Annotated in this window: 26 protein-coding genes; 13 read left to right on the top strand and 13 right to left on the bottom strand. The window is 60.6% G+C overall.

Annotation, left to right across the window (positions count from 1 at the left end; genetic code table 11):
• Positions 1-2 precede the first annotated feature (2 nt).
• Complete coding sequence (locus ACR0C5_RS13280) at positions 3-659, top strand: DsbA family protein (protein ID WP_480877240.1); 657 nt, start codon at positions 3-5, stop codon at positions 657-659.
• A 38-nt stretch (positions 660-697) separates the two neighbouring features.
• On the opposite strand, the gene lpxK is transcribed toward ACR0C5_RS13280, so the two are convergent.
• The 5 genes from lpxK to ACR0C5_RS13255 all read right to left on the bottom strand — a co-directional run bounded on the left by lpxK (position 698) and on the right by ACR0C5_RS13255 (position 6,760).
• A complete protein-coding gene (gene lpxK / locus ACR0C5_RS13275) occupies positions 698-1,696 on the bottom strand; it encodes a tetraacyldisaccharide 4'-kinase (protein ID WP_480877237.1) in 999 nt (332 codons plus the stop codon).
• Positions 1,683-2,918, bottom strand: a complete 1,236-nt coding sequence (locus ACR0C5_RS13270; protein ID WP_480877234.1) for a 3-deoxy-D-manno-octulosonic acid transferase — start codon at positions 2,916-2,918, stop codon at positions 1,683-1,685. The genes lpxK and ACR0C5_RS13270 overlap by 14 nt, the downstream gene beginning before the upstream one ends.
• Entirely contained in the window at positions 2,915-3,715 is an 801-nt protein-coding gene (locus tag ACR0C5_RS13265; RefSeq protein WP_170791247.1) for an inositol monophosphatase family protein, read from the bottom strand. The genes ACR0C5_RS13270 and ACR0C5_RS13265 overlap by 4 nt, the downstream gene beginning before the upstream one ends.
• On the bottom strand, positions 3,702-5,048 hold the full coding sequence (locus ACR0C5_RS13260) for a TldD/PmbA family protein (protein WP_480860162.1): 1,347 nt from the start codon (positions 5,046-5,048) through the stop codon (positions 3,702-3,704). The genes ACR0C5_RS13265 and ACR0C5_RS13260 overlap by 14 nt, the downstream gene beginning before the upstream one ends.
• 188 nt (positions 5,049-5,236) lie before the next feature.
• Positions 5,237-6,760, bottom strand: coding sequence for a DUF2125 domain-containing protein (locus tag ACR0C5_RS13255; protein ID WP_480877231.1), 1,524 nt, complete (start codon positions 6,758-6,760; stop codon positions 5,237-5,239).
• A gap of 140 nt (positions 6,761-6,900) precedes the next feature.
• On the opposite strand from ACR0C5_RS13255, the gene ACR0C5_RS13250 reads away from it, so the two are divergent.
• The 3 genes from ACR0C5_RS13250 to ACR0C5_RS13240 are packed head-to-tail and all read left to right on the top strand — an operon-like array spanning position 6,901 to position 8,983.
• Positions 6,901-7,644 carry an SDR family oxidoreductase gene (locus ACR0C5_RS13250; RefSeq protein WP_170774826.1) on the top strand — a complete coding sequence of 248 codons (744 nt, stop codon included), beginning with the start codon at positions 6,901-6,903 and terminating at the stop codon, positions 7,642-7,644.
• On the top strand, positions 7,641-8,249 hold the full coding sequence (locus ACR0C5_RS13245) for an enoyl-CoA hydratase-related protein (RefSeq protein ID WP_170783089.1): 609 nt from the start codon (positions 7,641-7,643) through the stop codon (positions 8,247-8,249). Before ACR0C5_RS13250 ends, ACR0C5_RS13245 begins: the two co-directional genes overlap by 4 nt.
• Positions 8,246-8,983, top strand: coding sequence for a VOC family protein (locus ACR0C5_RS13240; protein WP_480877227.1), 738 nt, complete (start codon positions 8,246-8,248; stop codon positions 8,981-8,983). Before ACR0C5_RS13245 ends, ACR0C5_RS13240 begins: the two co-directional genes overlap by 4 nt.
• Here the strand turns inward: ACR0C5_RS13240 and ACR0C5_RS13235 are convergent, their stop codons facing one another.
• On the bottom strand, positions 8,984-9,280 hold the full coding sequence (locus ACR0C5_RS13235) for an HNH endonuclease (protein WP_480877224.1): 297 nt from the start codon (positions 9,278-9,280) through the stop codon (positions 8,984-8,986).
• A gap of 45 nt (positions 9,281-9,325) precedes the next feature.
• Here ACR0C5_RS13235 and ACR0C5_RS13230 point away from each other — a divergent pair, with 45 nt between their 5' ends.
• Positions 9,326-10,501 carry a TIGR03862 family flavoprotein gene (locus ACR0C5_RS13230; RefSeq protein WP_480877221.1) on the top strand — a complete coding sequence of 392 codons (1,176 nt, stop codon included), beginning with the start codon at positions 9,326-9,328 and terminating at the stop codon, positions 10,499-10,501.
• Here the strand turns inward: ACR0C5_RS13230 and holA are convergent.
• The 4 genes from holA to ACR0C5_RS13210 form a co-directional block, all read right to left on the bottom strand.
• Entirely contained in the window at positions 10,498-11,526 is a 1,029-nt protein-coding gene (gene holA / locus ACR0C5_RS13225; RefSeq protein ID WP_480877218.1) for a DNA polymerase III subunit delta, read from the bottom strand. The genes ACR0C5_RS13230 and holA overlap by 4 nt on opposite strands.
• Positions 11,523-12,014 (bottom strand): LPS assembly lipoprotein LptE, encoded by a 492-nt coding sequence (lptE, locus tag ACR0C5_RS13220; RefSeq protein ID WP_480877215.1) that lies wholly within the window; start codon positions 12,012-12,014, stop codon positions 11,523-11,525. The genes holA and lptE overlap by 4 nt, the downstream gene beginning before the upstream one ends.
• Positions 12,001-14,535: a leucine--tRNA ligase gene (leuS, locus tag ACR0C5_RS13215; protein WP_480877211.1), complete on the bottom strand. Its 2,535-nt coding sequence runs from the start codon at positions 14,533-14,535 to the stop codon at positions 12,001-12,003. Before leuS ends, lptE begins: the two co-directional genes overlap by 14 nt.
• Before the next feature lie 72 nt (positions 14,536-14,607).
• A complete protein-coding gene (locus ACR0C5_RS13210) occupies positions 14,608-15,099 on the bottom strand; it encodes a DUF3576 domain-containing protein (RefSeq protein ID WP_170783667.1) in 492 nt (163 codons plus the stop codon).
• A gap of 282 nt (positions 15,100-15,381) precedes the next feature.
• Between ACR0C5_RS13210 and ACR0C5_RS13205 the strand changes: the two genes are divergently transcribed.
• The gene (locus ACR0C5_RS13205; protein ID WP_170774811.1) at positions 15,382-16,416 is read left to right on the top strand and encodes a porin; all 1,035 of its coding nucleotides are present in this window, start codon (positions 15,382-15,384) and stop codon (positions 16,414-16,416) included.
• A 102-nt stretch (positions 16,417-16,518) separates the two neighbouring features.
• On the top strand, positions 16,519-17,178 hold the full coding sequence (locus tag ACR0C5_RS13200; RefSeq protein WP_480877208.1) for a YggS family pyridoxal phosphate-dependent enzyme: 660 nt from the start codon (positions 16,519-16,521) through the stop codon (positions 17,176-17,178).
• Here ACR0C5_RS13200 and ACR0C5_RS13195 read toward each other — a convergent pair.
• Positions 17,162-17,662 (bottom strand): L,D-transpeptidase family protein, encoded by a 501-nt coding sequence (locus ACR0C5_RS13195; RefSeq protein ID WP_480505269.1) that lies wholly within the window; start codon positions 17,660-17,662, stop codon positions 17,162-17,164. The two genes, ACR0C5_RS13200 and ACR0C5_RS13195, sit on opposite strands and share 17 nt — an antisense overlap.
• A complete protein-coding gene (gene ribA, locus ACR0C5_RS13190) occupies positions 17,659-18,753 on the bottom strand; it encodes a GTP cyclohydrolase II (RefSeq protein ID WP_170774805.1) in 1,095 nt (364 codons plus the stop codon). The genes ACR0C5_RS13195 and ribA overlap by 4 nt, the downstream gene beginning before the upstream one ends.
• Positions 18,754-18,915: 162 nt before the next feature.
• Between ribA and ACR0C5_RS13185 the strand changes: the two genes are divergently transcribed.
• The 6 genes from ACR0C5_RS13185 (at position 18,916) to ACR0C5_RS13160 (ending at position 23,549) form a co-directional block, all read left to right on the top strand.
• Positions 18,916-19,602 (top strand): response regulator transcription factor, encoded by a 687-nt coding sequence (locus ACR0C5_RS13185; RefSeq protein WP_170355386.1) that lies wholly within the window; start codon positions 18,916-18,918, stop codon positions 19,600-19,602.
• 167 nt (positions 19,603-19,769) lie between these two features.
• On the top strand, positions 19,770-20,846 hold the full coding sequence (locus ACR0C5_RS13180; protein ID WP_480877205.1) for an NAD(P)H-dependent flavin oxidoreductase: 1,077 nt from the start codon (positions 19,770-19,772) through the stop codon (positions 20,844-20,846).
• A 75-nt stretch (positions 20,847-20,921) separates the two neighbouring features.
• Positions 20,922-21,710, top strand: coding sequence for an exodeoxyribonuclease III (locus ACR0C5_RS13175; protein WP_480877202.1), 789 nt, complete (start codon positions 20,922-20,924; stop codon positions 21,708-21,710).
• A 76-nt stretch (positions 21,711-21,786) separates the two neighbouring features.
• On the top strand, positions 21,787-22,704 hold the full coding sequence (gene trxA / locus ACR0C5_RS13170) for a thioredoxin (RefSeq protein WP_480877199.1): 918 nt from the start codon (positions 21,787-21,789) through the stop codon (positions 22,702-22,704).
• A 27-nt stretch (positions 22,705-22,731) separates the two neighbouring features.
• Positions 22,732-23,373: an LON peptidase substrate-binding domain-containing protein gene (locus ACR0C5_RS13165; protein ID WP_170783076.1), complete on the top strand. Its 642-nt coding sequence runs from the start codon at positions 22,732-22,734 to the stop codon at positions 23,371-23,373.
• Complete coding sequence (locus tag ACR0C5_RS13160) at positions 23,370-23,549, top strand: Trm112 family protein (protein WP_170355381.1); 180 nt, start codon at positions 23,370-23,372, stop codon at positions 23,547-23,549. The genes ACR0C5_RS13165 and ACR0C5_RS13160 overlap by 4 nt, the downstream gene beginning before the upstream one ends.
• On the opposite strand, the gene ACR0C5_RS13155 is transcribed toward ACR0C5_RS13160, so the two are convergent.
• Complete coding sequence (locus ACR0C5_RS13155; RefSeq protein ID WP_480877196.1) at positions 23,546-24,808, bottom strand: FAD-dependent monooxygenase; 1,263 nt, start codon at positions 24,806-24,808, stop codon at positions 23,546-23,548. The genes ACR0C5_RS13160 and ACR0C5_RS13155 overlap by 4 nt on opposite strands.
• Positions 24,809-24,847: the final 39 nt, after the last annotated feature.

Raw genomic sequence — 24,847 nt, 5'->3', positions numbered from 1 at the left:
ACATGAGCCGTATTGCAACCGGAATTTGCGCGGCCGTCGCCATTGCCGCAGGCAGCTTTTTGCTGTCGTCACCGAACGCGTCATTTTCGTTGATCGGCAGCGCCGAGGCGCAAGAGGCCGAACTGGACACCTCGACCATCGTCGAGATGACGCTGGGGGCCGAGGACGCGCCGGTCGAGATCATCGAATATGCCTCGTACACCTGTCCGCATTGCGCGAATTTCCACAAAGGGCCGTACAAGCAACTCAAGAAGGATTTCATCGACACCGGCAAGGTCAAGTTTGTCTACCGCGAGGTGTATTTCGACCGCTACGGCCTGTGGGCGTCGATGGTGGCGCGCTGCGCCGGTCCTGACAAGTTCTTTGGCATCTCGGATCTGATCTATGAAGGCCAGTCCGAATGGACCCGCGCGGGTGGCCCGGCTGAGATCGTGGATGAGCTGCGCAAGATCGGGCGTCTGGCTGGGATCGACAATGACCAGCTTGAGGCCTGTCTTCAGGATGGCGACCGTGCCCGCACATTGGTGGCCTGGTATCAGGAAAACGCCGAGCGTGACGGCGTTCAGGCCACTCCGTCCTTCATCGTGAACGGCAAAGCGGTCGAGAACCAGTCCTATGACGCGTTCAAGAAGCTGATCGAAGACGAACTGGGCAGCTAAGCCTATATGGCGACCGGCCCTTTTCGGCTGGTCGCTTTTTAGGGCGATGGGGCAACTTGCAACAGCATTTGTTTGACCCTGTCGCCGTCCGCGACATTTAGGCGAACGGGCAGGGTGATGACCTTGCTGCGGAACGCTGCGGGCAGGCGAACGGCGTCTTTCTCGGTCGTGACCATCTGTGCACCGAGCAGGCGTGCCTCATTTTCCAACCGGGCCATCAAGGCCGGGGTCAGTGGCTGGTGATCGTCCAGCGCTTCGGCCCGCAACAGGGTTGCGCCTTGCTGGCGCAGGGTTGCAAAGAACTTCTCCGGGTGGCCGATCCCGGCAAAGGCCAGAACCGGCGTGTCGGCCCAGTCCATCCCGGTTTGCAGCGCCTCGACCACACCCGTGGCGTGGGGAACGGTCAGCTTCAGCCCCCATCTGTTGGTGAATTCGGTCTGCGCGGCGGCATCCCCTAGTGACAGGACGAGATCGGCACGTTTCAGGCCCACATCGACCGGTTCGCGCAACGGTCCGGCAGGCAGGCACAACCCGTTGCCGAACCCGCGCTGGGCATCCACCACGATGACCGAGAAATCCTTGGCGACCGAGGGGTTTTGAAACCCGTCATCCAGAACGATCACCGTCGCTCCGGCCTCGGCGGCGGCTTTGGCCCCGGCGGCGCGGTCCTTTGCCACCCAGACATCGGCAAAGGCGGCCAGCAACAGCGGCTCGTCCCCGACCTCGGCTGCGGTATGCTTGCCCGGATCAACGCGCACCGGCCCGTCCAGCGATCCGCCATGGCCGCGTGTGACCACATGGGTCTGATGCCACGCATCGCGCAACTGTTCGATCATCCAGATCACGGTGGGGGTCTTCCCGGTGCCGCCCGCATTCAGGTTGCCAACGCAGATCACTGGTACGCCGGGTGTTAGACCCAGCTGGGCCGCAACGCGCCGGGCGGTTGCGGCCGCGTAAAGTCCCCCAAGCGGAGCTAGAAGTCGTGCCCGGATTGCCAATCGGTCAGGTGCGGTGTGCCAGAAATCAGGTGCCTGCATGATCTGATCCCCGCCGATCCAATGTGTCCTGCACCAATTCGATCAGGCGATCCGCCTGCGGTGCGCCCTCGGTTACGACCTGCCATCCGGCCAGCGCCATATCGGCGGCGCGGTCCGGGGCCAGGCTTTCCACAACAGCGTCACCCAGTTCGGTTGCACTTCTCACCACTCTTGCGGCACCCGCCCGGTCAAGCTGATCGTATATCTGTTGGTGCCGATGCACAAACGGGCCGTGAATAACCGCCGAGCCCAGGGCAGTCGCAATCAGCGGGTCCTGTCCACCTGACCCGCGTTCCAGCGTGCTGCCGATGAAGGTCACGGCTGAAACGCGCTGCCAGAGACCCAAAGCTTCGGCATCCGAGGACAGGATCACCTGCGTGTTGTCCTCGATTGTTCCGCCTTCATCCCAGTTGACGCAGCGCAGGTCCATCGCCTCAAGCCGTCGGTGCAGCGGGGCTGCCTCGTAGATATCCGCGACATGCAGCACAAGGGCCAGCCTGGGCAGCATTCGGGTCGCTTGCCTATGGGCGCTGAGGACAGAGATGAATTCCTTGTCCTGCACCCAGGAAGCTAGCCACACAGGGCGACCAGACAGGGCATGCGTCATCTCGATCAACTCATCCTCAGGCCAGGGGCGGGGGTTGGGGCTGACCAGAAGGGGCGGAGCTGTGCCCACTTTCGAGGACGAGATACCCAGCCGGCGGATTTGCCGGGCGGCTTCGTTATTCGTGGTTAGGATGGAGGTGAAACTGTCGAAGGTCAGTCGGGTCAGGTCTGGCAGCCAGCGTCCACCCGGTGCGATGTTGAAGTGATAGGCGGCTTCGGCAAGGATCAGAGGGATGCCCCTTTCCTGCGCCCGCGTGATCAGGTTGGGCATCAGCCCGCCGCCAATCCAAAGGCCGATATCTGGGCACCAATGCTCTAAAAAGGCGCGCGCGGCGCCGGTCTGTTCGGATGGCAGGTTGATCAGGGGAAAGTCTCCCGACGGCCAGCGAGACAGATCTGCATCCGGCGGGGCCGTCAACAGGATCGACAGATCGGGTCGGACCTGTTGCAGGCGTTGACAAAAATCAACCACTGCCCGCTGCCGATCCCGTGCGCCGATATGTATCCAGATCAATTCACCCCCGGGGCGTGGGGCGTAGGCGGTGTCTCCTGCGCTGGACACCCCCCAAGACAGGACGCGATAGGCCGTCAAGCTCATCGAGCGCGTCTTGGTCATGACCAGGGTCCGGTGCTTTCCGGCTCCAGCATGTTGGTTATACGGCTGTGCAAGGCGGCCCCTGCAGCGACGACCCCATTTAGGCGGGGATGCGGGTTGTTGAAGCGCAGCGGCCCGCCCAATCGGTCGGAACACACTCCGCCCGCTTCGCGGATGATCAGATCACCGGCGGCGATATCCCATTCCCAGCTTGGGCGCAGCGTCAGCATCCCGTCGAACCGCCCTTGCGCAACCGTAGCCATGCGATAAGCCAGCGACGGGCGGTAGTTGCGCTGAAAGCCGGGAATTGTGCCATTGCGCCAATGGCTGGCGTCCATATTTGGTCTGGCTGCCAGAACTTCAGCGCTGTTCAGATCGTCGATGCCAGACACGCGTATTGCGGTGCCGTTTAGCGTTGCTCCCTGCCCTTTGGCTGCCGCAAAAAGCAGGTCGCGGCGGGGTAAGTATATAACAGCTGCCGTAACTTCTTGGCCTTCTGTAACGGCTAGCGAATGCGCCCAGGTCCGCGAGCCTTCGGCAAAGCTGCGCGTGCCGTCGATGGGGTCGATGATGAACACCCGGTCTTTTGTAAGCCGCGCTTGGGAATCCTCGGTCTCTTCGCTGAGCCAGCCATAGCCGGGCCGGGCAGCAGGCAGCTTCTGCTCCAGCATCGCGTTCACCGCCAGATCGGCTTCGGTCACCGGGCCCGCGCCGCCGGGTTTGTCCCAGCGCTGGGCCGTGGTGCCCGAATAGCGGGTAGCGATCTTTCCGGCCTCCAATGCGGCGTCGATCAGCAGGGGCAGGTCAGTTGCCGGCAAGTGTCATCCCTTCGATCAGCAACGACGGCACCACGCGCGACAGATAGGGGCGGGCGTCATTGGCCGGAACGATCCGTTTCAACATGTCGCGCAGATTGCCCGCAATGGTGCATTCGTTGACCGGATAGGTGATCTCGCCATTTTCGACCCAAAAGCCTGATGCGCCGCGGGAATAGTCGCCTGTATTGGGGTTGATGGTTGACCCGATCATCGACGTCACCAAAAGCCCGGTTCCCATATCGCGCAGCAGGTCAGCCCTGCTTTGATCACCCTGCGTCAGGCTCAGGTTCCAGTTACTGGGAGACGGGGGCCCCGAGACCCCGCGAGCAGCGTTACCCGTCGAGGTCATGTCCAACTTGCGTGCGCTGGCCAGATCCAGAGTCCACCCGGTCAGAACGCCGTTTTCGACAATCGCCCGGCGTCGGGTTGGCAGGCCTTCGGCGTCAAACGGGCGGGATCCGGCAATGCGCGGGCGATGCGGGTCTTCGATCAGCGATATACGCTCGGGCAGAACCTGTTCGCCGAGACAATCCGACAGCCAGGATGCGCCGCGCGCAATGGCTGCGCCGTTGCTGGCCCCCAGCAAATGCCCGATCAGCGAGGACGAGATGCGCTCGTCAAACAGAACCGGAAAGGTGCCGGTGGTTGGTTTCCGTGCGCCCACTTGCTGAACCGCACGCTCCCCGGCGGTGCGGCCGATCTCGTCGGGTGCGCGCAGATCGGTCTGAAAGGTGCGGCTGTCACCATCATAGTCCCGCTCCATCCCGGTGCCTTCGCCCGAGATCGCCACGCAGGATGTTGACCGGCTGGACCGAGTATAACCGCCGGAAAATCCATTGCTGGCTGCCAAATGCACCCGGTGCGTCCCATAGGCCGCCGCCGCATCCGAGACCTGAGACACCCCGTCAACAGCCAGCGCCGCAGCCTCGGCGGCCAATGCGTCCTGCAACAGGGCTTCGGCCGTGGGTTCGGGGGTGGGATCAAACAGCTCCAGCGCCTGCATGTCCCAGGTTTTGGCAAGCTGGTCTGGGTCGGCGAGGCCGGTAAAGGGGTCTTCGGGGGCTTCGCCTGCCATGGCGACGGCACGTTCGGCCATTGCCGTCAGGGTCTCGGGGCGGCTGTCCGAGCTGGATACGATCGCCTGCCGCTTGCCCAGAAACACACGTAATCCAAGATCGGTACCTTCCGACCGTTCGGCGTGTTCCAACGCCCCGGCGCGCACCTCGACCGACACGGAGGAGCCGTCCAATACAATGGCATCGGCAGCCTCGGCCCCCGCTTTGCGGGCCGCATCCAGCAGGTTCTGGCTGATTTCTTCAAGTGCGCGGGTCATAAGGCCTCCGGGTGTGGTTGTATTGGACCTAGCCCCGGACCGGGCGTCCCGCAAGGCCCCCAATGCCATTGGGCACAACGAAGTTGCGTGAACGCAGGGCGCATTTCAGGGCAATGGAAAATCGTCACCGCGTTCGAACCGGAAAAGACGTCAGAGGGCAGGTGACGACCGCCCTCTGACAGTGCAGGTCACTTGATGCGCTGACCATTGGCCTTGATCTGGCCGTCCTGGGTGAATTCGATCTTGGAATTCAGCGTATCGGGTTCTTCGCCAGGAACGGCCATCAGACCCATCATCATCCGTGCGCCCAGGGCATCGCTTTCCGCAACCAATCCCATGCTGATCAGCGTGTCGATCAACTTATTGGCCCCGACCAGTTGCAATGTAGTGCTGCCGACAGGTGTGGGCAGGCCGCCCAGTTCTTGCGTATTGGTGTTGTCGAAGGTGAAGTCGCCCTCACCGGTCAGTTTTGCACCGACCAGAGACACCAGCAGCTCGTTGATCTTCAGCGAATGCAACTCACCCGGCGCGTCTTCGGACAAGGCCAGCGACTCGACTGCCTCGGGGTCGAAGAAATCTGTCAGGATTTTTGCAGTGCCCGCCGTATCCAAAGCAATGGTGGCTGGATCTCGCGGTAGCGCACCTGCGGGGTCAAAAATGCTCCACAACACGTCCGACATGGTGAAATCGGTCAGGTTGAATGCAAAGCCGAACGGTTGAATTTCTTCGGATTTCTGCACCGGGAATTCGAATTTCAACCCGGCATTGGCCATCGCAATCTCGATCGGGAAAGGCAGGTCTGCCGTGGTCACTGCCAGTTTGGTGCTGTTCTGCTCCAGATCATAGGCCAGACGCTGCGCGTCAAAGCTGGCCCCGAACCGCCCCCCCTCAGAGGAACTGCTCATGTCAAAGCTTTCTCCGTCCGAGGTGCCCGCGATGGCCGTTTTGCCGGAGGCATAGGTAAACAGCCCCGAGAATTCGAAACCATTTTGGTAAAAGGCCAGAGGGTCCGAGACATCGAAATTCGACGGGATGACGTTGGTGCCTTCAAACGCAAGCTGTTCCAGCGAGCCGTCGATCTTGCCGGTATCGTCGCTCTCGGGGTCGTCGAAGGCCAGATCATAGCTGAGTGCGCTGGCGGTGAAGGTCTGGTCTATATCGCGGTTTTCACCGATCTTCATGCGTGAACTGCCTGACAGATCGGCAAGCTGCACGGCCACACCCAAAACGTCGCTGGGCAGAGTTTCACCATTGGCCGTTATCTCGTCCAGCGTGATCCCCAACGTGTCGGCGGTGTAGTCATAGGTCATCTCATCCGGGCTGCCCGACACGACCATGTTCAGACCTTTGTGGGTGTATAGGATCTTGGCCGAGAACGCCTCGCCCTCACCCTCACCCGAGACACTCATCGGCAGAGTTTCGGGCAGGGAAATGCTGACGGTTCCATCGCCGTTTTCGGTCAGCGTCATCTGCGGGACCTGCATTTTAAAACTGCTGTCCTCTTCGGGCAGAACCATGTTCAGGTTCATGTCCGTGATGCTAAGTACATTGCCATTGGCTGATTGCTGCGCCTCGACCGTGTAGCCCATCTGGGACAGATAGCTTTGCCAGTCGTTCCACACATCCTGTGCAGTAACATCGGCAAACGCGCCTTGGGAAATGACGGCATAGGCCAAAACAGCGCCGCTGCTGCGGCGAAGGAAAACGGACATTACAAGAACCCTTCTTGATCAATTTTGCGGGCATCGTCGTGCCTGTGGCGTCGGGCGTCAAGGGGCAAGGGCTGGACCCTTTCCCCGTTAGCGAGGTAGAGGTTTACACAATCTCAAAACAACGGAGGTACAGGGTCCACATGCAAGGAAAAACCGTACTGATAACTGGGGCCAGTCGCGGCATCGGGGCCGAAGCAGGGCGCGTTTTTGCCGCGGCCGGGGCGAATGTCGCCCTTGTTGCGCGCAACAGGGACCAGATCGATGCTCTGGCGGCTTCGCTGGGGGAGAATGCGATTGCGTTGCAATGTGACGTCAGCGATTTTGCGCAGGTCGAACAGGCCGTGGCCGATTGCGTGGACCGCTTTGGCGGGCTGGACGTGCTGATCGGCAATGCGGGTGTGATTGATCCGATCTTTCATCTGTCGAATGCCGATGTCGAGGCTTGGGGTAAGGCGATCGATATTAACCTCAAGGGCGTTTTCTACGGGATGCGCGCCGCGTTGCCGATTATGCGGGCAGCCGGTGGAGGGACGGTGATCACCATCTCGTCCGGCGCGGCCTCGAACGCGATTGAGGCGTGGAGCCACTATTGCGCCTCCAAGGCCGGGGCGAAGATGCTGACCGAGTGTTTGCATCTTGAGGAATCTATTCACGGCATCCGCGCGATGGGGCTATCTCCGGGTACTGTGGCCACGGATATGCAGCGCGTGATCAAAGCCAGCGGCATCAACGCTGTCAGCCAGTTGGAGTGGAGCGATCACATCCCCGCCGATTGGCCCGCGCGCGCGTTGCTATGGATGTGCACCAAGGACGCCGATGAGTTTCTGGGTGATGAGATATCGCTACGCCGCGAGGACATTCGACAACGGGTAGGTCTGACGTGATTGAGTTAAGTAAGGCGGACGGGCTTTGGACCGTTACGCTGAACAACCCCGGAAAGGCCAATGCGCTGACCGGGGCAATGCTGACCGAACTTTGTGAAATTGCCGAAGCCGCGACCGAGGCACGCGCCTTGATCCTGACCGGTGCGGGCAAGGTGTTCAGCGCTGGTGCCGATCTGGATGAGGCGCGGGCAGGGCTGGCAACCTCGGATTTGTGGGAACGTCTGTCCGGAGCCATTGCAGCGCTGCCATGCCTGACCGTGGCGGCCCTGAACGGGACGCTGGCGGGCGGGGCCAACGGGATGGTTCTGGCCTGTGACATCCGCATTGCCGTGCCCACGGCCAAGTTTTTCTACCCGGTCATGAAGCTGGGGTTTTTGCCTCAACCGTCTGATCCGGGTCGTATGGCAGCGCTGATCGGGCCATCCCGGACCAAGATGATCCTGATGGCCGGGCAAAAGATCGCAGCGGATGAAGCCTTTGCCTTCGGTCTGGTCGATCGTGTGGTTGAACCTGACGCATTGATTCAGACGGCACAGGATCTGGTGTTAGACAGCCTGAGCGCCGATCCGAAAATCGCGGCTGGAATTGCCGAGCTTTGCCCATGAGATTATCTGCCATCCGTCTTCGGGTCGCGGACCCTGAACGCCTGTCAGAGTTCTACGGCGGGCTTTTGGGTATGCACGCGCAAGAACAGGGGGCGAGCCTGCGTCTGGGATATGCGGGCGAAGATGCTGATCTGCTGCTGATGCCCGGGGGTGGGGGCTATAGCCACGACCAAGGCCAGCGCTATTGGAAGATTGGCATTACCCTTCCCGACGTCGATCTGGCAGCGGCCTATCTGCGGCGACAGGGGGTTGAGGTCTCGACCCCTCGGCAGTTTCTGGACATCGGCTATATGTGCCACCTGACCGACCCCGAGGGGTTTGTCATCGAACTGCTGCAACATGATTTTGAGGGCAACCGCTCGGACAACGCGGCGGACCCCAGTGATCCTTTTGCGCAGGCCCGGATCGGTCAGATCACCCTGCGCACAGGCGATATCGGGGCCGAGGACAGGTTCTGCCGCGCGCAGGGCATGCGCCTTTTGTCGATGCAGGATGTTGCCCAGTATGGGTTCGATCTGCATTTCTATGCCTTCACCGACGATACGCCCCCGGATGCCGATCCGTGGGCCGTGGCGAACCGGGAATGGCTTTGGAAACGTCCCTACACGACCTTGGAATTTCAGAACGTGGCAGGTGCGCGATTCGCGCCCTCGCCAGACTATCGCGGGATCGAGATCGAAGGGCTGCAAGCCCCTATCTGCGATGCGTTCGGGGATCGCGTCTGGCCGGGCTGATCACCGTCCGCGCCGCTTGCCTGGAACTTTTGAGCGAAAGCCGGGCGGGCGTTTGCGCACCCAGTTCAGAAACCTCTCAATTCGGGGGTGTGTACGCAGGGCCTCGACCGTGTTGAAATCGCGGGCCAGTTCGGCTTCGGACAAGGTGGCGTGGACCTCTTTGTGGCAGATCACGTGCAGTAAAACCGTAGGCCCGCCCTTGCCCCCTTTGAGTTTTGGGATCAGATGGTGCAGGCTTCCGCCCCCGTCAGGAATGGGGCGGTCACATAGCGGGCAGATGGGGTCGCGGTCGGGCATGGGGCAGACTGTGGCTCAGGGCGTGCGAAAGGCAAGAGGACAGCAATGGCACATGCAGTTGTAATCGGTGCCGGGCCTGCGGGTCTGATGGCGGCAGAGCAGCTTGCAGCAGCGGGTCACGACGTGCTGGTGGCCGAGGCCAAGCCTTCGGTCGCGCGCAAGTTTCTGATGGCGGGCAAATCCGGCTTGAACCTGACCAAGGACGAGACGTTCGAGAATTTGATGCCTGCATACGGCGCGGCCGATTGGCTGCGTCCGATCGTGGCCGAGTTCGACGCCGTCGCGGTGCAGGGCTGGGCAAGAGGGTTGGGGCAAGAGCTGTTCACCGGTTCGACCGGGCGGGTGTTTCCCAGCGCGATGAAAGCCTCGCCGCTGTTGCGAGCATGGCTGCGGCAGTTGGACGAGGCGGGTGTGCAGATCCGAACCCGCTGGCGTTGGTTGGGCTGGGACGGCGACGCTTTGCGCTTTGATACGTCTGAGGGGCCGCAGGTCATCAAACCCGACGCGACCGTGCTGGCGCTGGGCGGGGCCAGTTGGGCGCGGCTAGGATCAGATGGGCAATGGGCGAAGATGCTAGCAGAGAAAGGTGTGGCGCTGGCTTCGTTCGAACCGGCGAATTCGGCGCTGTCGGTGGCGTGGAGCCCGCATATGCAGCCGCATTTCGGCAAGGCGCTGAAATCGGTGCGCTGGATGGCCGGAGAGTTGCACAGCAGGGGTGAGGCCACGATCTCTGCCACCGGGCTGGAAGGCGGCGGGCTGTATTCGCTTACACCGGCGCTGCGTCGGGGAGCGGATCTTAATGTCGATCTGGTGCCCGATCTGGGTGCGAAAGCTTTGCAGGCGAGGTTTGAGGCAAAAAGCGCGAAAACAACGTTGTCTCAATGGCTGAAAAAGGCTCTGAAACTGCCGCCACAGAAAATTGCACTGTTTCATGAGATGTCCAAGCAAGCAGGTGCGCCGCAAGGGCACGAAGCTGCGTCGCTCAAACACTTACCCATCCTTGGCGCGCAGCTGCGCCCGATGGACGAAGCGATTTCAACCGCAGGTGGGGTTCAGCGAGGCGCCATGGATGGCCACCTGATGCTAACGGCCAAACCTGGCGTGTTCTGTGCCGGTGAGATGCTGGATTGGGAGGCCCCGACGGGGGGGTATCTTCTGACCGCGTGCCTCGCCACCGGGCGTTGGGCCGGGCGCGGGGCCGTGCAATGGCTGGCGCGCTAACGCGACCGGGCCAGCATTGCTAAGCGGATCATGGCGCGTTCCACCAATGCCATGGCGGGTGCGGTTTGACCGGCGGACCGCAAGGACAGGTCCGTATCGGTCAGAACGGTCAGCGCGGTTTGCAGCTTTGGCGCGCCCCATCCCTGCGCCTGCCGCAGAATCCGGTCGCGCCGTTTGCCATAGACCGGCGGACGCAGTTTGCCGATACCCTGCGCCGCCCCACCAGGGTCCGATGCGCAGGCGTAAAGTGTACGAAAATGCCGGGTGGCCCCAATGCACAAAGTCACCGCATTGGTGCCTTGCGATTGCAAGCGGCGGATCAGAGGACCAATTTCGCCCGCACGGCCCTCGGCCACCACGTTCAGAACATCGTCCAGCGCGGCCTCGGTCGAGCGGGGGGCGCAGGATTCGATATCCTCGATGGTCAGCTCAGAGCTGTCTCCGCGCTTGTATAGGTACAGCTTTTCAATGGTTTGCGCAAAGTCTCCGGGGCTGATTCCGGCTGCAAGTTCGGTTATCGCCGACATGGAATCGGACGGGATGTTCTTCAACCCGGCCTCGGACAGAACCCGTTCGACCTCGGCCCGCGATGGGGGATCGTCATAGATGCCGACCGCATAGGCAGAAGGGTGTGCTTCAAAGGCCTTGCGGATTTTCGAGCTGGGTTTCAACAGCCCGGCGGTGACGATGATCTGAGCGTCACCGGGTGCCCAATCCTCGAAGGCTGCAAGGATCGCAGGGGCAGCCACGTCGGTGGTATCCTCGACAAACACAGCGCGTGGGCCGGGAAAGAACCCGACGGCTTTTACCGCATCCAGCAACAGGGCCGGGTCGCCGCGCAGATCGCTGCCGGGCATCCGCGTCAAGCGCATCTCTTCTTCGGCATTTGCGCCCAGAAGGGCCGCCAGAACCTGCTGGCGCTTCAACGCCACACGCATCGCATCCGAGCCGTATATTAGCAACCCAAGCTTGTCGGCGTCAGGCCGCGCAAAATACCCCTCAGCCTCGCGTGGGCTGAGCTTCATGTGCCAAGTCCCGGGACGGTGTAAAGCTCGGTTACGATCTGGTCCGACAGAATCACCATCAGCCGCTGCATCGCATCCCGCTCGTCCGCCAGAGTCGACACGGTCGAACCGGCTGCGGAATAGCCGACGAAATTGTTTACCTGGCCCGAGGCCAAAATCTGCCCGGTCTCATTCGACCGCAGCGCGTAGGTCGCGGTGCCTTCGATATTCAGACGGTTGGTCTCGTTGGTCTGGGTGATCGCGGCAGAACGAACTACAGTCGAGACATCGACATCAAGATTATAGGCGTTACCCGAATTTGCACTGCGGCCCAGCCGTTGTTCCAAATTCTGGACCAGCAGAAAACTGTTGGTTGAATTCGGCGCCGATACTGTGACACGCCCGTCCAGAGCCGCGCCAGCGCCACCGGGGGCATAGACCGGTTCAAAGCCGCAGGCAGCGAGTGCCAGCAGCAGCATCAACAGGGTTCTGCGGTCAAACAACGACATTCACGATCCGGCCCGGTACAACGATCACCTTTTTAGGCGCATTGCCATCCAGCGCCTTTTGCACAGCTTCGGTGCTGAGCGCGATTTTTTCAACCTCGGCCTTGTCCATTTCCAATGGAACGCTGATTTCCGCGCGGCGCTTGCCATTGATCTGAATGGGCAGGGTGACGGTATCGTCGACCAGCATCTCCTCATCTGCGACGGGCCACGCGGCGGTGGCAGCCAGCCCCTCACCGCCCAGCAATTGCCACAGCTCTTCTGACAGGTGCGGGGTCATCGGGGACATCAGCTGCGCCAGTGTTTTGGCCGCCTGACGTTTGGCATCTGCGCCCGCCTTGGATTTCGCCAGTGTATTGGTAAAGGCGTAAAGCTTAGCGATCGAGGCATTGAAACCAAAGGATTCGACCCCGCCTGACACATCATGAATGGCTTTGTGCATTTCACGCAGCAGGGTTTCATCCTCGGCATTGGCGGGCGCATCGGATTCGGCGATCTCAGTGGCGATGCGATGCACGCGGCTGAGGTGCTTAAAGGCGGCCTCGGCCCCGGATGCGGTCCATTCCACGTCGCGTTCGGGCGGCGAATCGGACAGCACAAACCAGCGCGCGGTATCTGCACCAAAGGCCGAGATAATGCTGACCGGATCCACCACGTTTTTCTTGGATTTCGACATCTTTGCCGAAGGGATGATCTCGACCTCGGTACCGTCGGCCAGTTTGCCGTCGGTCACGTCCTCGGGCAGGTGATAGACCGGTCGGCCATTGGTGTCGCGGGTCTGGTAGATTTCGTGCGTGACCATGCCTTGAGTGAACAGCGCGTTGAACGGCTCGATGGCCTTTTTGGGCAGGTGGCCGGTAATCTGCATGGCCCGCGCAAAGAAGCGCGAATAGAGCAAGTGCAGAATCGCATGTTCGATGCCGCCGATATACTGATCCACGTTCATCCAGTATTCGGCCTCGGCCAGATCGGTCGGGGTTTCGGCGCGGGGCGCGGTGAAACGAGCGAAATACCACGACGAATCGACGAACGTGTCCATCGTGTCGGTCTCGCGTTTGGCCGGGGCCCCGCAGGACGGGCATTCGCAGTCGCGCCAGGTCGGGTGACGATCCAGCGGGTTGCCGGGCTTGTCGAATGTCACATCGTCGGGCAGGCGAACTGGCAGGTTCTCTTTCTTTTCGGGCACCACACCACAGGAATCACAATGCACCACGGGAATCGGGCAGCCCCAGTAGCGCTGGCGGCTCAGACCCCAGTCGCGCAGGCGATATTTGGTGACACCTTCGCCCCAGCCCGCCTTTTCGGCGAAATCGACGGTGGTGTTGATGGCCTCGTCACCCGTCGCCTCAGTGAGGCCGGCGAAGTGATTCACCCAGCGGACTTTCTCGGTTTTCGGCGGAACGAAAGCGATCTTGTCCACCGGGGTGTCATCGTCCAGTGCAAAGAACGTATCGACCACCGGCAGACCGTATTTGCGGCAGAAGTCCAAATCACGCTGGTCATGGGCTGGGCAGGCAAAGATTGCGCCGGTGCCGTAATCCATCAGGATGAAGTTCGCGATCCAGACTGGCAGTTCCCAATTCGGGTCCAGCGGGTGTTTGACGGTGATGCCGGTGTCATAGCCCAGCTTTTCGGCGGTCTCGATCGCTTCTTCGGTGGTGCCGCCCTTGCGGCATTCGGCCACGAATTCAGCGACTTCGGCGTTTTCAGCCTCCAGCTGCTTGGCAATCGGGTGATCGGGCGAGATGCCGACGAAAGACGCGCCCATCAGCGTATCGGGGCGAGTCGTGTAGACGGTGATCGGCTCGGCACTATCGGTGCGTTCAAAGCTGAACTGCAGGCCGCGCGATTTGCCGATCCAGTTTTCCTGCATCAACCGCACCTTGGCGGGCCAGTTTTCCAGTGTGTCCAGCGCGCCGAGCAATTCTTCGGAATAGTCGCTGATTTTAAAGAACCACTGCGTCAGTTCGCGCCGCTCGACCAGAGCGCCCGAGCGCCAGCCGCGCCCGTTTTCCACCTGTTCATTGGCCAGAACAGTCATGTCCACCGGGTCCCAGTTCACCACGGCGTTCTTGCGGTAGACGAGCCCGGCCTCAAGCATATCCAGAAACAACGCCTGTTGCTGGCCGTAATATTCCGGGTCGCAAGTGGCGAATTCGCGCGACCAGTCGATCGACAGGCCAAGCGGTTTCATTTGCCCTCGCATGTCGGCGATGTTGCCGTAGGTCCAGTCTTTGGGATGGCCGCCGATAGCCATCGCAGCGTTCTCTGCAGGCATCCCGAATGCGTCCCAGCCCATTGGATGCAGCACGTTGTGCCCAGTCGCCAGTTTGTGCCGCGCGATCACGTCGCCCATCGTGTAGTTGCGTACGTGTCCCATATGGATTCGGCCAGACGGGTAGGGGAACATCTCAAGCACGTAGTATTTCGGCTTGTCCGCCTTGTGATTAGCGACAAAGATTCCGGCCTTGTCCCAGGCCTCTTGCCATTTTGCTTCGATTTCGTTGGCCGAGTAGCGCGACATCGTGCGGTCCTTCGTGAATGAAAACGCCGGGACAGAGCCCGGCGTGGTAATATTGTGATTTGCAGCGGGTGGCTAGAGCTTGTTGTCCGCAATCCGCAACTGGCGGGCGCGCGACAGGATTGCATCTTCAACCGCGCGCGTGGTTGCAGCGCTGACAGGAGCGCCTCCGCTGGTTTGAAGCGATACCGAAAGCGAACGCGCCGCGAGGGCCGGATCACTGATATGCACTGTGGCGCGATATTGACGACCGCCACCCGGAGGTGTGCCGTAACCCGTTACGATTACACCGGTAAAGGGGTCCACCTCTTCGACAGGTAAGAAGTTCAGAATGTCCAGAGACGCCGACCACAGGTAGCGATTCACATTGGTGACCTGCTCGGCATCAGCGGTATCGAACACATCCCAGATCGTCGAGCGATTCGGGTCGTTCAATTCGCGCTCGGAAGAGCTGGTGCCATCCGACGTCAGCTGCAGGTTTGGATTCGGTGGTTCAGAGTTGCCCAACCCGCAAGATGAGACCAGGGCGGTCACAAGGATCAAACCGAAAATCGTCTGCGGGCGCATCGTCGAAGGGTCCTGTATCATTGGGTCTCACTCGTTCAGAGATACTCCTAGACAAGGACAGGTGCCGCAACAAGTCTATTCTTGTCACTTTAGAGTGGGATTGGCGGTGTGACAGGGCGGGTAACCGACTGTGGCATCCTTGCACCAATCCGTGGCCAATGCGGCGCGAGGCTTTATGCCAAGCTTGCGCGAAGGGGGCAAAAAGAGCGAAACGGTTCCCGTGCTGAGACACGTGCAACGACATGTGTCGAGTAGAAAAACTTTGAAACCGAGGGAAACAAGATGAAAAAAGTTCTCTTCGCATCGACCGCTCTGCTGGCAACCGCAAGCATGGCGTCGGCCGAAATCAAATTCAGCGGCTACGGTCGCTTCGGTATTGGTTACCTGGAAGATCGTTCCGGTGCCGTGACCAACATCACCGTCACCACCACCGCATCTGGTGCAATCAATGTTGGCACCGGCACTGCCGTTGTTGACACCGACGACGTGATCCTGATCTCGCGTTTCCGTCTGAACATCGACGGCATCGTTGAAACCGATGGCGGCGTTGAGTTCTCGGCTCGTGTTCGTCTGCAAGCTGACGAAAACGCCGGTAACGGCGAAGCTGGCGAAGCTCAGCTGAGTGGTGCACGCTTCACCGTTCAGTACGGTGGTCTGCGTGTTGACGCGGGCAACGTATCGGGCGCCTTCGACAACTTGGCAAACTACTACGGTAACGAGCCTGGTCTGGAAAACTTCATCGGCCAGTACTCGGGCGTGAACTATGACTTCCTGGCCTTCTCGTCGACCGGCGCAGGTTCGAACGCTGTGTTCTTCCAGTATGCTGTTGGTGACTTCGCGTTCGGCGCGTCTTACGACCAGCTGACCGGTGGTCTGAATGGCGAAGCGATTGATCTGGACCGCTGGGACATCAGCGCGACCTACACCTTCAACAACATCACCGCGGCGATCGCTTATGGTCAAACCGACGCTGGTGACCTCGGCCTCGAAGATCCGAGCCTGCTGGTTCTGACCCTGGGTGCTGACTTCGGCGACTTCTCGGGTACCGTGTTCATCGCTGACGATAAAACCGAAATCGACGCAACCGACGGCACTGCATGGGGTGTTTCGGCAGCCTACAATGTTGGCTCCGCTCTGACCCTGACCGCAGCTTACGGTGACGGTAACGCAGATGCTGACACTCAGCAGTACGGTATCGGCGCGATCTACGACCTGGGTGGCGGTGCATCGCTGCAAGGTGGTATCGGCAACAGCGACTGCGACATCTGCGAAGACTCGACTCTGCGCGCAGACTTCGGTGCTCGCTTCAACTTCTAAGTTGAGCTGAACCGCAAGGTTTAAGGGCAGGTCTTCGGGCCTGCCCTTTTCTTTTGCGCCGACATGGTGTTTTCCTGCGCTCAGGTCAATTCGAGGGAACCCATGCCGCTGCACGATATCTCAACCCGTATCACCAAGGCCGAGGCTGCCGCAGGACGCGTTGCTGGCTGTGTCAAACTGATCGCGGTGTCCAAGGTCCAGCCGAACGACCGCGTACTGGACGTTCTGGCGCAGGGCCACAGGTGCTTTGGGGAAAACCGGGTGCAGGAAGCGGCCGGAAAGTGGCCCGGTTTCATGGAAATATATCCCGATGTCGATTTGCACCTGATCGGCCCTTTGCAAACCAACAAAGCCCGTCAGGCGACCGAGCTGTTCAGCACAATACACTCAGTTGATCGCCCCAAGCTGGCCAAGACACTCGCACGGTTGGCGCAAGAAGTGGGCGCGTGCCCTGACCTGTTCATTCAAGTCAACACGGGGGAAGAGGCGCAAAAGGCTGGCATTAAACCATCCGAAGCTGACACGTTTATTGCCGAATGCAGGGCGCTGGATCTGCCGGTCGTCGGGCTGATGTGCATCCCTCCGGTCGATGAAGAAGCCGCACTGCATTTTGCATTGCTGGCGAAGATCGCCGCCCGCAATGGGCTTGAGGGGCTGTCGATGGGTATGAGCGACGATTTCGAAAAGGCCATCGCCTTAGGTGCAACCCATGTGCGTGTCGGCTCGGCGATCTTTGGCGAACGCGTCAGGCCCGAGGAATAACTACCCGCGTCCCGGGCAGCACCCTTTGCGCGATCCAGAGCAGATGATCGCGCCGAAAGGCAATGCAACCTTCGGTCGGAAATCCGGGTCGCCGCCATTGATGCAGAAAAATGGCCGACCCACGACCCGGAACTGCATTGGGCCAGTTCCAATCCGTCAGCAGCACAACATCGTAGAGCGGATCAGCGCGGCGCAGTCTCTCGTGGCTGAACGGGTAGGGCGCGCGTACCAGTTGATTATATCGAGAATCGCTTCCGTCATCGGACCACAGATCCTGCGGTCCAGTCGGGATCGCCCAAGAGGTCGGCGCCACAACACGATCCGGTCGGTACAGAAGCCCGACGATGTGATGAATGCCGGTCGGGGTCGCCCCATCGCCCTCGCGTTTGTCGTTGCTCAGCCCGCCTTTGCCGATTGAGCAAGGAAACAAACGCCCGGCAAACCGAACGCCGCGCGGGGTCAGAACCAGATCTTGCGGGGTCACAGCAAGTGGCCGGACTTGGCCGCCTTGGTTGCCAGATATCCGCGGTTATGCGCGGTTTCGCCCACCTTCAGCGGTACACGCTCGGTCACGGCGATGCCGGTTTTCTCCATCATCGCAATCTTGGCAGGATTGTTCGTCAGCAATCGGACCGAGTTGAATCCCAGCGATTTCAGAATATCCGAACCCAATCGGAAATCACGCTCGTCATCCTCGAAACCCAGCCGGTGGTTGGCTTCGACCGTGTCGAACCCCTGATCTTGCAGGAAATAGGCGCGCATCTTGTTGGCCAACCCAATGCCCCGCCCCTCTTGGTTGAGGTAGAGCAGCACCCCGGCGCCCTCCGAACCCATCTGCGCCAGTGCCCCCCGCAGTTGCGGGCCGCAATCGCATTTCAAGCTGCCCATCAGGTCGCCGGTGAAACAGGCCGAATGCAGCCGCGCCAATACTGGTTTGCTTCGGTCCGGTCGGCCGATTTCGATGGCGTAATGTTCTTCGCCGCCATCTTCGGGGCGGAATACGTGCAACCGGCCTGCCTCGGACACCTCCATCGGAAGGCGCGCGGCGACAACGGCATTCAGGATGCTGCGATCGGCCAGATGCGGTGCGGCGCGAGTGTGGTCGATGCAGGTCAGACCGTGCGCCGCGGCAAATGCGCGCCCGTCCTCGACCGGGACCACAACGGCTGCGGGCAGCAGACGCGCTGACTTGGTCAGCGCAATGGCGATGCGGTGCAGATTGGCATTACCCTGACGTTCCGTCATCAGGGGGCCCTTCATAGGTGCGTTCAGATCGTCCGAAGGGTCGGCCACAGCCTGAACCCAACCGATATCGGTATCTGCCGGAATGACCACCCTCGCGAGATCACCGTCATAGGCCCGCGCTTTCAGAGTCTCAGCTCGTCTTACGGTGATTGCAACCACTGGCTCGCCGCCAAGGCTGCGCAAATCCGCAAGCCGTTGGGCGCTCAGGGTTTCTGAGGCAATGGCCAGCACGCTGAACCCACTGTCATCCGTTAGCACGACCGGGACACCCATACGCAGGTCCGCGCGGGCGCGTGCCAGCAGTTCCGATATGTCGGGGATAAGACTCATTTATGTTACCCTGTAACGATCAGCCTCTTTCTGTATCCTGATCCGCAGGAAATGTGAAATAATTCCTACTCGCCGGACACGAGGGCGTGAGACGATTGCAGCAAACCTTGTTGATTGCATATTCGACACGCAAGTGTCCGAAAAGGCTTAGGAGGACCGGGAATGGCACAGCTTAAGAAAATCCTGCTGGTGGATGATGATGAAGACCTGCGCGAGGCGCTGAGTGAGCAGCTCGTGATGACAGAAGACTTTGACGTGTTCGAAGCGTCAGATGGTGCCTCGGCCATGGAGCGAGCCCGCGAGGCGATTTATGACCTTGTTATTCTGGACGTCGGTCTGCCTGATACGGACGGGCGCGAGCTGTGCCGCCTGATGCGCAAGCAGGGCGTCAAAAGCCCGATCCTGATGCTGACCGGTCACGACAGCGACGCCGACACCATTCTGGGCCTGGATGCCGGTGCCAATGACTATGTTCCTAAGCCGTTCAAGTTCCCGGTTCTTTTGGCCCGCATCCGTGCCCAGCTGCGCCAGCACGAACAGTCCGAAGACGCCGTCTTTGTTCTTGGGCCGTATACGTTTAAGCCTGCGATGAAGATGCTGATCACCGAGGAGGATCGCAAAATCCGCCTGACCGAGAAAGAGACGAACATCCTTAAGTTCCTCTACCGCTCGGCGGATGGCGTGGTCGCGCGCGACGTGCTGCTGCACGAAGTGTGGGGTTACAACGCTGGTGTCACCACCCATACGCTGGAAACCCACATCTATCGCCTGCGTCAGAAGATCGAGCCTGATCCGTCCAATGCTCGCCTTTTGGTCACAGAATCGGGCGGATATCGTCTGGTCTCTTAACTGCCGGTGGATTGATGTGGATCAAAGTGATACCCTGAAGTCATCATTAGGTTACTCCCAACCCGCGCATGTCCGGGTTATGACATGCACCTCCCTGTTGGACTGCCGGGCCTGATGGCCCGGCCTTTTTTTGTGGAACGAGTCTGTATGACGCCTGGCCACCGTCAGTGACCACCCAAATTCCGGACGCGCTTGACTTGTCCCCCGGTACCGGTGCCAACTCGGCCCATCGTTTTGGGGGGGGATGGGATTTGTCCAATGACATTCGTGAATTGTTGAAGATTGAAAAGCCAATTTTGTCAGCGCCGATGGGGGGCGCGGCGGGACCGGATCTGGTGGCGGCTGTCTGCAATGCGGGCGGTTATGGCGTCATCCCGTTGTGGGGCAAACCCGCGGCGCAGGTTGCAAGCGGCATTGAGGCGGTGCGTGCCCTGACGGACCGTAACTTTGCGGTCAATATCAACCTTGAATTTCCGTATGAGGAACAGCTTCAGACCTGTATCGACAAACAGGTTCATGCGGTTTCGCTGTTCTGGGGGATGGAGCCTGAGGCGATTTCCAAAGCCAAAACGGGCGGCTTGCTGGTGATGGCCAGCGTCGGCAACGCAGCCGAGGCCAAGGCGGCGGAAGAGGCTGGCGCAGATATCATTGTCGCCCAAGGGTGGGAGGCCGGAGGCCACGTCTGGGGCCAGGTCGCAACCATGGCGTTGATTCCCGCTGTTGTGGACGCGGTTTCGGTTCCGGTTGTTGCGGCGGGGGGCATAGCGGATGGGCGCGGCATGGCGGCTGCGTTGATGCTGGGGGCTTCGGCCGTTTGGGTCGGCACCCGGTTTCTAGCCAGCGTTGAGGCCACGATTCATGACGAATACCGCCGCCGCGTCCTGAACGCGACCGAGGCGCAGACCGAATGGTACTACGACCTCTATGATGTGAAATGGCCGCAAGCCCCGCATCGGGCGCTGGCCAATTCCACCGCGCAAAAGTGGAAAGACGCAGGGTCCGCCGCGCCGGGCCAGCGTCCCAACGAACAGGAAATTATCGGCCACCGTCCTGATGGTGAGGCCGTGGTGCGGTACCAAAGCTATACCCCGCTGCCCGAAACACAGGGCGATGTCGAGGCAATGTCGCTTTGGTCCGGGCAAGGCGTTTCGATGGTGCGCGAGGTGATGCCCGCCGCACAGATCGTCGATGAGATATTCAACGAGGCGCAAGCCCTGCTGAATGCGGCGCCGTGCCGGCTCTGACATACCGGTTTTTCCGATGGCACCCCGCCCCGCACCGCGCTAACGTCGCGGCCAACCGCGACAGAGGAGTCCCCCATGCCCTTTACTCTTGCCACCTGGAACATCAATTCGGTCCGCCTGCGCGAGCCTATCGTGCTGAAATTGTTGCAGGAAGAGGCCCCAGATGTGTTGTGTCTGCAAGAGTGCAAGTCACCGGTCGAGAAGATCCCGACCGAAGGCTTCGCCGAACTGGGGTATACCCACATGGTCGCGCGGGGGCAAAAGGGCTACAACGGTGTCGCAATCCTGTCGCGCATCCCGATGGAGGAGGTGGGCGACAAGGATTTCGCCAGTCTCGGCCACGCCCGCCACATTGCGGCACGGCTGGAAAATGGCGTGACCATCCAGAACTTCTATGTCCCCGCAGGTGGCGATGTGCCCGACCGCGAGGTGAATGAAAAGTTTGGGCAAAAGCTGGATTACCTCGCCGACATGCGCGATTGGTTTCGCGCTGAAAAGCCCGAAAAATCCATTCTGGTCGGCGATCTGAACATCGCCCCACGCGAAGATGACGTGTGGTCGCACAAACAACTGCTCAAGGTTGTCTCGCACACCCCGATCGAGGTCGAGGCGCTGGCTGAGACGCAAGATGCAGGCGGTTGGGTTGATGTTACCCGTCAGAACATCCCCGAGGGGCAGCTCTATAGCTGGTGGTCCTACCGCGCGCGTGACTGGGAGGCAGCGGACAAGGGGCGGCGACTGGATCACGTCTGGGCCACGCCCGATATCTCGAACGCGGGACATTCCAGCCGCGTTCTTCGCGACGCGCGCGGGTGGGAAAAACCCAGCGACCACGCCCCGGTCTTTGCCACATTCGACCTGTAATCGCGCAAGTCAGCCCTTGGTTTCTGCCTGTTGCGGTTGCATATAGGGCGCAAGTACGAACGAAAGAGTGACAGCCATGGATATTCTGAATACCGCCCCCGACTCTGCCGCTGCCGACCTGATCAAGGAAGGGTCCGAGGCCACTTTCATGGCCGACGTTGTGGAATCCTCGCAAGAGGTGCCGGTCATCGTCGATTTTTGGGCCCCGTGGTGTGGCCCGTGCAAAACGCTGGGCCCGATGCTGGAAGAGGCCGTCACCGCCGCCAAGGGCGCGGTCAAGATGGTCAAGATCAACGTGGACGAGGCGCAGATGATCGCCTCGCAAATGCGCATTCAGTCGATCCCGACGGTCTATGCCTTTTTCAAGGGTCAGCCTGTCGACGGGTTTCAGGGCGCGCTGCCGGGGTCCGAGATCAAAGCGTTCGTTGATCGGGTGATCGAGGCGGCAGGTGGCGAAAGCCCCGGTGGTCAGTTGGACGAAGCTGTCGCGGCGGCCGAGGAAATGCTGGCCGAAGGTGCGGCAAGCGATGCGGCCCAGACTTTTGCCGCGATTTTGGGCGAAGATCCCAACCATGCCGGCGCTTATGGCGGTCTGGTGCGCGCGCATATCGCCGCAGATGATCTGGAACAGGCCGAGGCAATTCTGAACGGTGCCCCGGCGGAAATCTCCAACACTCCGGAACTGGAAGCCGCCCATGCGCAGTTGGAACTGGCCAAGCAGGCTGCGGATGCGGGCCCCGTAGCCGAGCTGACTGCGGCGGTTGAGGCGGACCCCGACAACCATCAGGCACGCTTTGATCTGGCGCAGGCGCTGCACGCGAACGGGGATGTGGAAGAGGCCGTCGCGCAATTGCTGGACCTGTTTCGCCGCGACCGCGAGTGGAATGACGGCGCCGCCAAGGCGCAGCTCTTCACGATCTTTGATGCGCTCAAGCCAAATGACCCGATTGTCTTGAACGGGCGGCGTAAACTTAGCTCGATGATATTTGCCTAATTTCTGAACAGAGCTACACTCCGGTCTATGATGCATCCCGCCGACCTGCCGGAAACGGTATCCGTTTTTCCTTTGCCCGGGGCGTTGCTGTTGCCCCGTTCGCGCCTGCCGCTGCACATTTTCGAGCCGCGCTATTTGCAGATGCTGGACGATGCCCTGAAAACGCCTGAGCGGTTGATCGGAATGGTGCAGCCGAACCCCTGTCAGAGCAACGACTCCAAACTGCATCAGATCGGTTGCGCCGGACGCGTCACTCAGTTCTCTGAAACCGAGGATGGGCGCTATCTGATCACGCTGACCGGCATTTCCCGGTTTCGGGTGAAATCTGAACTCGACGCTTTTACCCCTTATCGGCGGTGCGCGGTGTCATGGGACGGGTTCGACCGGGACTTGGGCAAAACCGAACAGGATGACGGGTTCAATCGACCGCGGTTCCTGAATCTGTTGGAAAAATTCTTTTCGTCGCAGAATCTTTCGACCGATTGGGACACGCTGAAAGACGCGGATGATGAGTTGCTGGTAAATTCGCTGTCCATGCTGCTGGATTTCGACCCTGAAGAGAAACAAGCCCTGCTTGAGGCCCCGTGCTTACGGACCCGGCGCGAGACGTTGGTAACATTGATCGAATTCGCCATGCGCGGCGGATCGAGCGAGGAACATTTGCAATGACTGAACACGCGTTTGACCGTCACATGCTCGAGGCGCTGATTTGCCCGCAGACCCACACGACCCTGCACTATGATGCGGACAAACAAGAACTGGTGTCGAAAGCCGCCGGTCTGGCCTTTCCGATCCGCAATGGCATTCCGGTGATGCTGGTGGATGAGGCGCGCGAGCTGGACTAAATCGCGCGACCCTGCAGCAATTTGGGCAGGTCCCCGGTCAACCCGGCGGCCTCGCGCACAAAGCCGCGTCGTAGGCCTGGCAGCGATCCGACGATTCCCATCCCGATATCGCGGCCTGCACGCAGAAGCGGATTGTCGTTGGAAAACAGCTTGTTGAACACGTCTGTCGCCATCGCCAGCGAGGCCGTGTCGAAGCGCCGCCACTCCTGATAACGCTCTAACACCAGCACCGATCCGATATCCTCACCCCGTCGCCCAGCTAGGGTCAGAACCTCGGCCAATGCGCCCACATCGCGCAGACCGGCATTCAGGCCTTGCCCTGCGATTGGGTGCATACCGTGGGCGGCGTCGCCCACCAGCGCCATGCGGTCGCCGATAAAGGAATTGGCGATGGTCAAGTTCAGCGGATAGGTGAACCGGTCACCTTGCAGCCGGATGTCGCCCAGAAAATCGCCGAAGCGGGGGCGCAGGACTTGCATATAGTCGGCCTCGGACAGAGCATTGATGCGCTCGGCAGCTTCGGACCGTTCGCTCCAGACGATCGAACTGCGATTGCCAGTCAGCGGTAGGATAGCCAGCGGGCCGGGCGGCATGAAGAACTGATGCGCGATACCGTGATGGGGCAGGTCATGTTCAATCGCACACACCAGCGCGGTTTGGCCGTAATCCCACCCCGTCCGCTTGATGCCCGCGCGCGCAGCGGTGCCGCTGCGGCGGCCATCGCAGCCCACCAGCAGCCCGCCCGTCACGGTCGCGCCATCATCCAGTTTCACGGTCACGCCGGTCGCGTCAGCCTCTTGCGCGACAACCGTGCGTCCGTTGATCTGCGTGATCCGGGTCTCGTCGGCCATGGCGTCCAGAAAGGCACGACGCAGGTGGCGATCTTCGACCATGTAGCCCATCGGGCCCTCTTCGATCTCGGCATGGTCGAAATGCATGAAGAACGGCGAGGGGCCCACGCCCGCATGTCCATCCGTGACCTTGATTTCAAGCATCGGCTGGGCGTGACCAGAGACCTTATCCCACACGCCCACAGCATCCAGCAGCCGTTGCGAGGCCAGCGCCAGTGCATAGGCACGCCCGTCAAACGCAGCGTTCTTGCGGACTTTCTGGGCCAAGCTGTCGATCACGGTGACAGAATGCCCTGTTTGGGCCAGCGCCAAAGCCAAAGCCGGGCCGTTCAGCCCGCCGCCTACGATCAGGATATCGGTCTTGTGTTTCATGCCTCGCAATATGCGCGCCCTTTCGGGATTGTCCATGTGCGGTCCTGTCGCTACCGTCGCCTCATAGCAGAATTT

The organism is Ruegeria sp. N8, from assembly GCF_056531325.1.
Note: the sequence above shows the minus strand (reverse complement) of the source record. Positions and strands in the feature narration are given on the sequence as shown.

What these genes read in the sequence shown, in the direction of transcription:
- ACR0C5_RS13210 (WP_170783667.1), bottom strand. Translation starts at nt 15,099, where the DNA reads ATGCGCCCGCAGACGATTTTCGGTTTGATCCTTGTGACCGCCCTGGTC.
- lpxK (WP_480877237.1), bottom strand. Translation starts at nt 1,696, where the DNA reads ATGCAGGCACCTGATTTCTGGCACACCGCACCTGACCGATTGGCAATC.
- ACR0C5_RS13160 (WP_170355381.1), top strand. Translation starts at nt 23,370, where the DNA reads ATGACTGAACACGCGTTTGACCGTCACATGCTCGAGGCGCTGATTTGC.
- ACR0C5_RS13270 (WP_480877234.1), bottom strand. Translation starts at nt 2,918, where the DNA reads ATGACCAAGACGCGCTCGATGAGCTTGACGGCCTATCGCGTCCTGTCT.
- ACR0C5_RS13200 (WP_480877208.1), top strand. Translation starts at nt 16,519, where the DNA reads ATGCCGCTGCACGATATCTCAACCCGTATCACCAAGGCCGAGGCTGCC.
- ACR0C5_RS13250 (WP_170774826.1), top strand. Translation starts at nt 6,901, where the DNA reads ATGCAAGGAAAAACCGTACTGATAACTGGGGCCAGTCGCGGCATCGGG.
- ACR0C5_RS13255 (WP_480877231.1), bottom strand. Translation starts at nt 6,760, where the DNA reads ATGTCCGTTTTCCTTCGCCGCAGCAGCGGCGCTGTTTTGGCCTATGCC.
- ACR0C5_RS13280 (WP_480877240.1), top strand. Translation starts at nt 3, where the DNA reads ATGAGCCGTATTGCAACCGGAATTTGCGCGGCCGTCGCCATTGCCGCA.
- ribA (WP_170774805.1), bottom strand. Translation starts at nt 18,753, where the DNA reads ATGAGTCTTATCCCCGACATATCGGAACTGCTGGCACGCGCCCGCGCG.
- ACR0C5_RS13235 (WP_480877224.1), bottom strand. Translation starts at nt 9,280, where the DNA reads ATGCCCGACCGCGACCCCATCTGCCCGCTATGTGACCGCCCCATTCCT.
- ACR0C5_RS13155 (WP_480877196.1), bottom strand. Translation starts at nt 24,808, where the DNA reads ATGGACAATCCCGAAAGGGCGCGCATATTGCGAGGCATGAAACACAAG.
- ACR0C5_RS13175 (WP_480877202.1), top strand. Translation starts at nt 20,922, where the DNA reads ATGCCCTTTACTCTTGCCACCTGGAACATCAATTCGGTCCGCCTGCGC.
- holA (WP_480877218.1), bottom strand. Translation starts at nt 11,526, where the DNA reads ATGAAGCTCAGCCCACGCGAGGCTGAGGGGTATTTTGCGCGGCCTGAC.
- lptE (WP_480877215.1), bottom strand. Translation starts at nt 12,014, where the DNA reads ATGTCGTTGTTTGACCGCAGAACCCTGTTGATGCTGCTGCTGGCACTC.
- leuS (WP_480877211.1), bottom strand. Translation starts at nt 14,535, where the DNA reads ATGTCGCGCTACTCGGCCAACGAAATCGAAGCAAAATGGCAAGAGGCC.
- ACR0C5_RS13230 (WP_480877221.1), top strand. Translation starts at nt 9,326, where the DNA reads ATGGCACATGCAGTTGTAATCGGTGCCGGGCCTGCGGGTCTGATGGCG.
- ACR0C5_RS13205 (WP_170774811.1), top strand. Translation starts at nt 15,382, where the DNA reads ATGAAAAAAGTTCTCTTCGCATCGACCGCTCTGCTGGCAACCGCAAGC.
- ACR0C5_RS13260 (WP_480860162.1), bottom strand. Translation starts at nt 5,048, where the DNA reads ATGACCCGCGCACTTGAAGAAATCAGCCAGAACCTGCTGGATGCGGCC.
- ACR0C5_RS13185 (WP_170355386.1), top strand. Translation starts at nt 18,916, where the DNA reads ATGGCACAGCTTAAGAAAATCCTGCTGGTGGATGATGATGAAGACCTG.
- ACR0C5_RS13165 (WP_170783076.1), top strand. Translation starts at nt 22,732, where the DNA reads ATGATGCATCCCGCCGACCTGCCGGAAACGGTATCCGTTTTTCCTTTG.
- ACR0C5_RS13240 (WP_480877227.1), top strand. Translation starts at nt 8,246, where the DNA reads ATGAGATTATCTGCCATCCGTCTTCGGGTCGCGGACCCTGAACGCCTG.
- trxA (WP_480877199.1), top strand. Translation starts at nt 21,787, where the DNA reads ATGGATATTCTGAATACCGCCCCCGACTCTGCCGCTGCCGACCTGATC.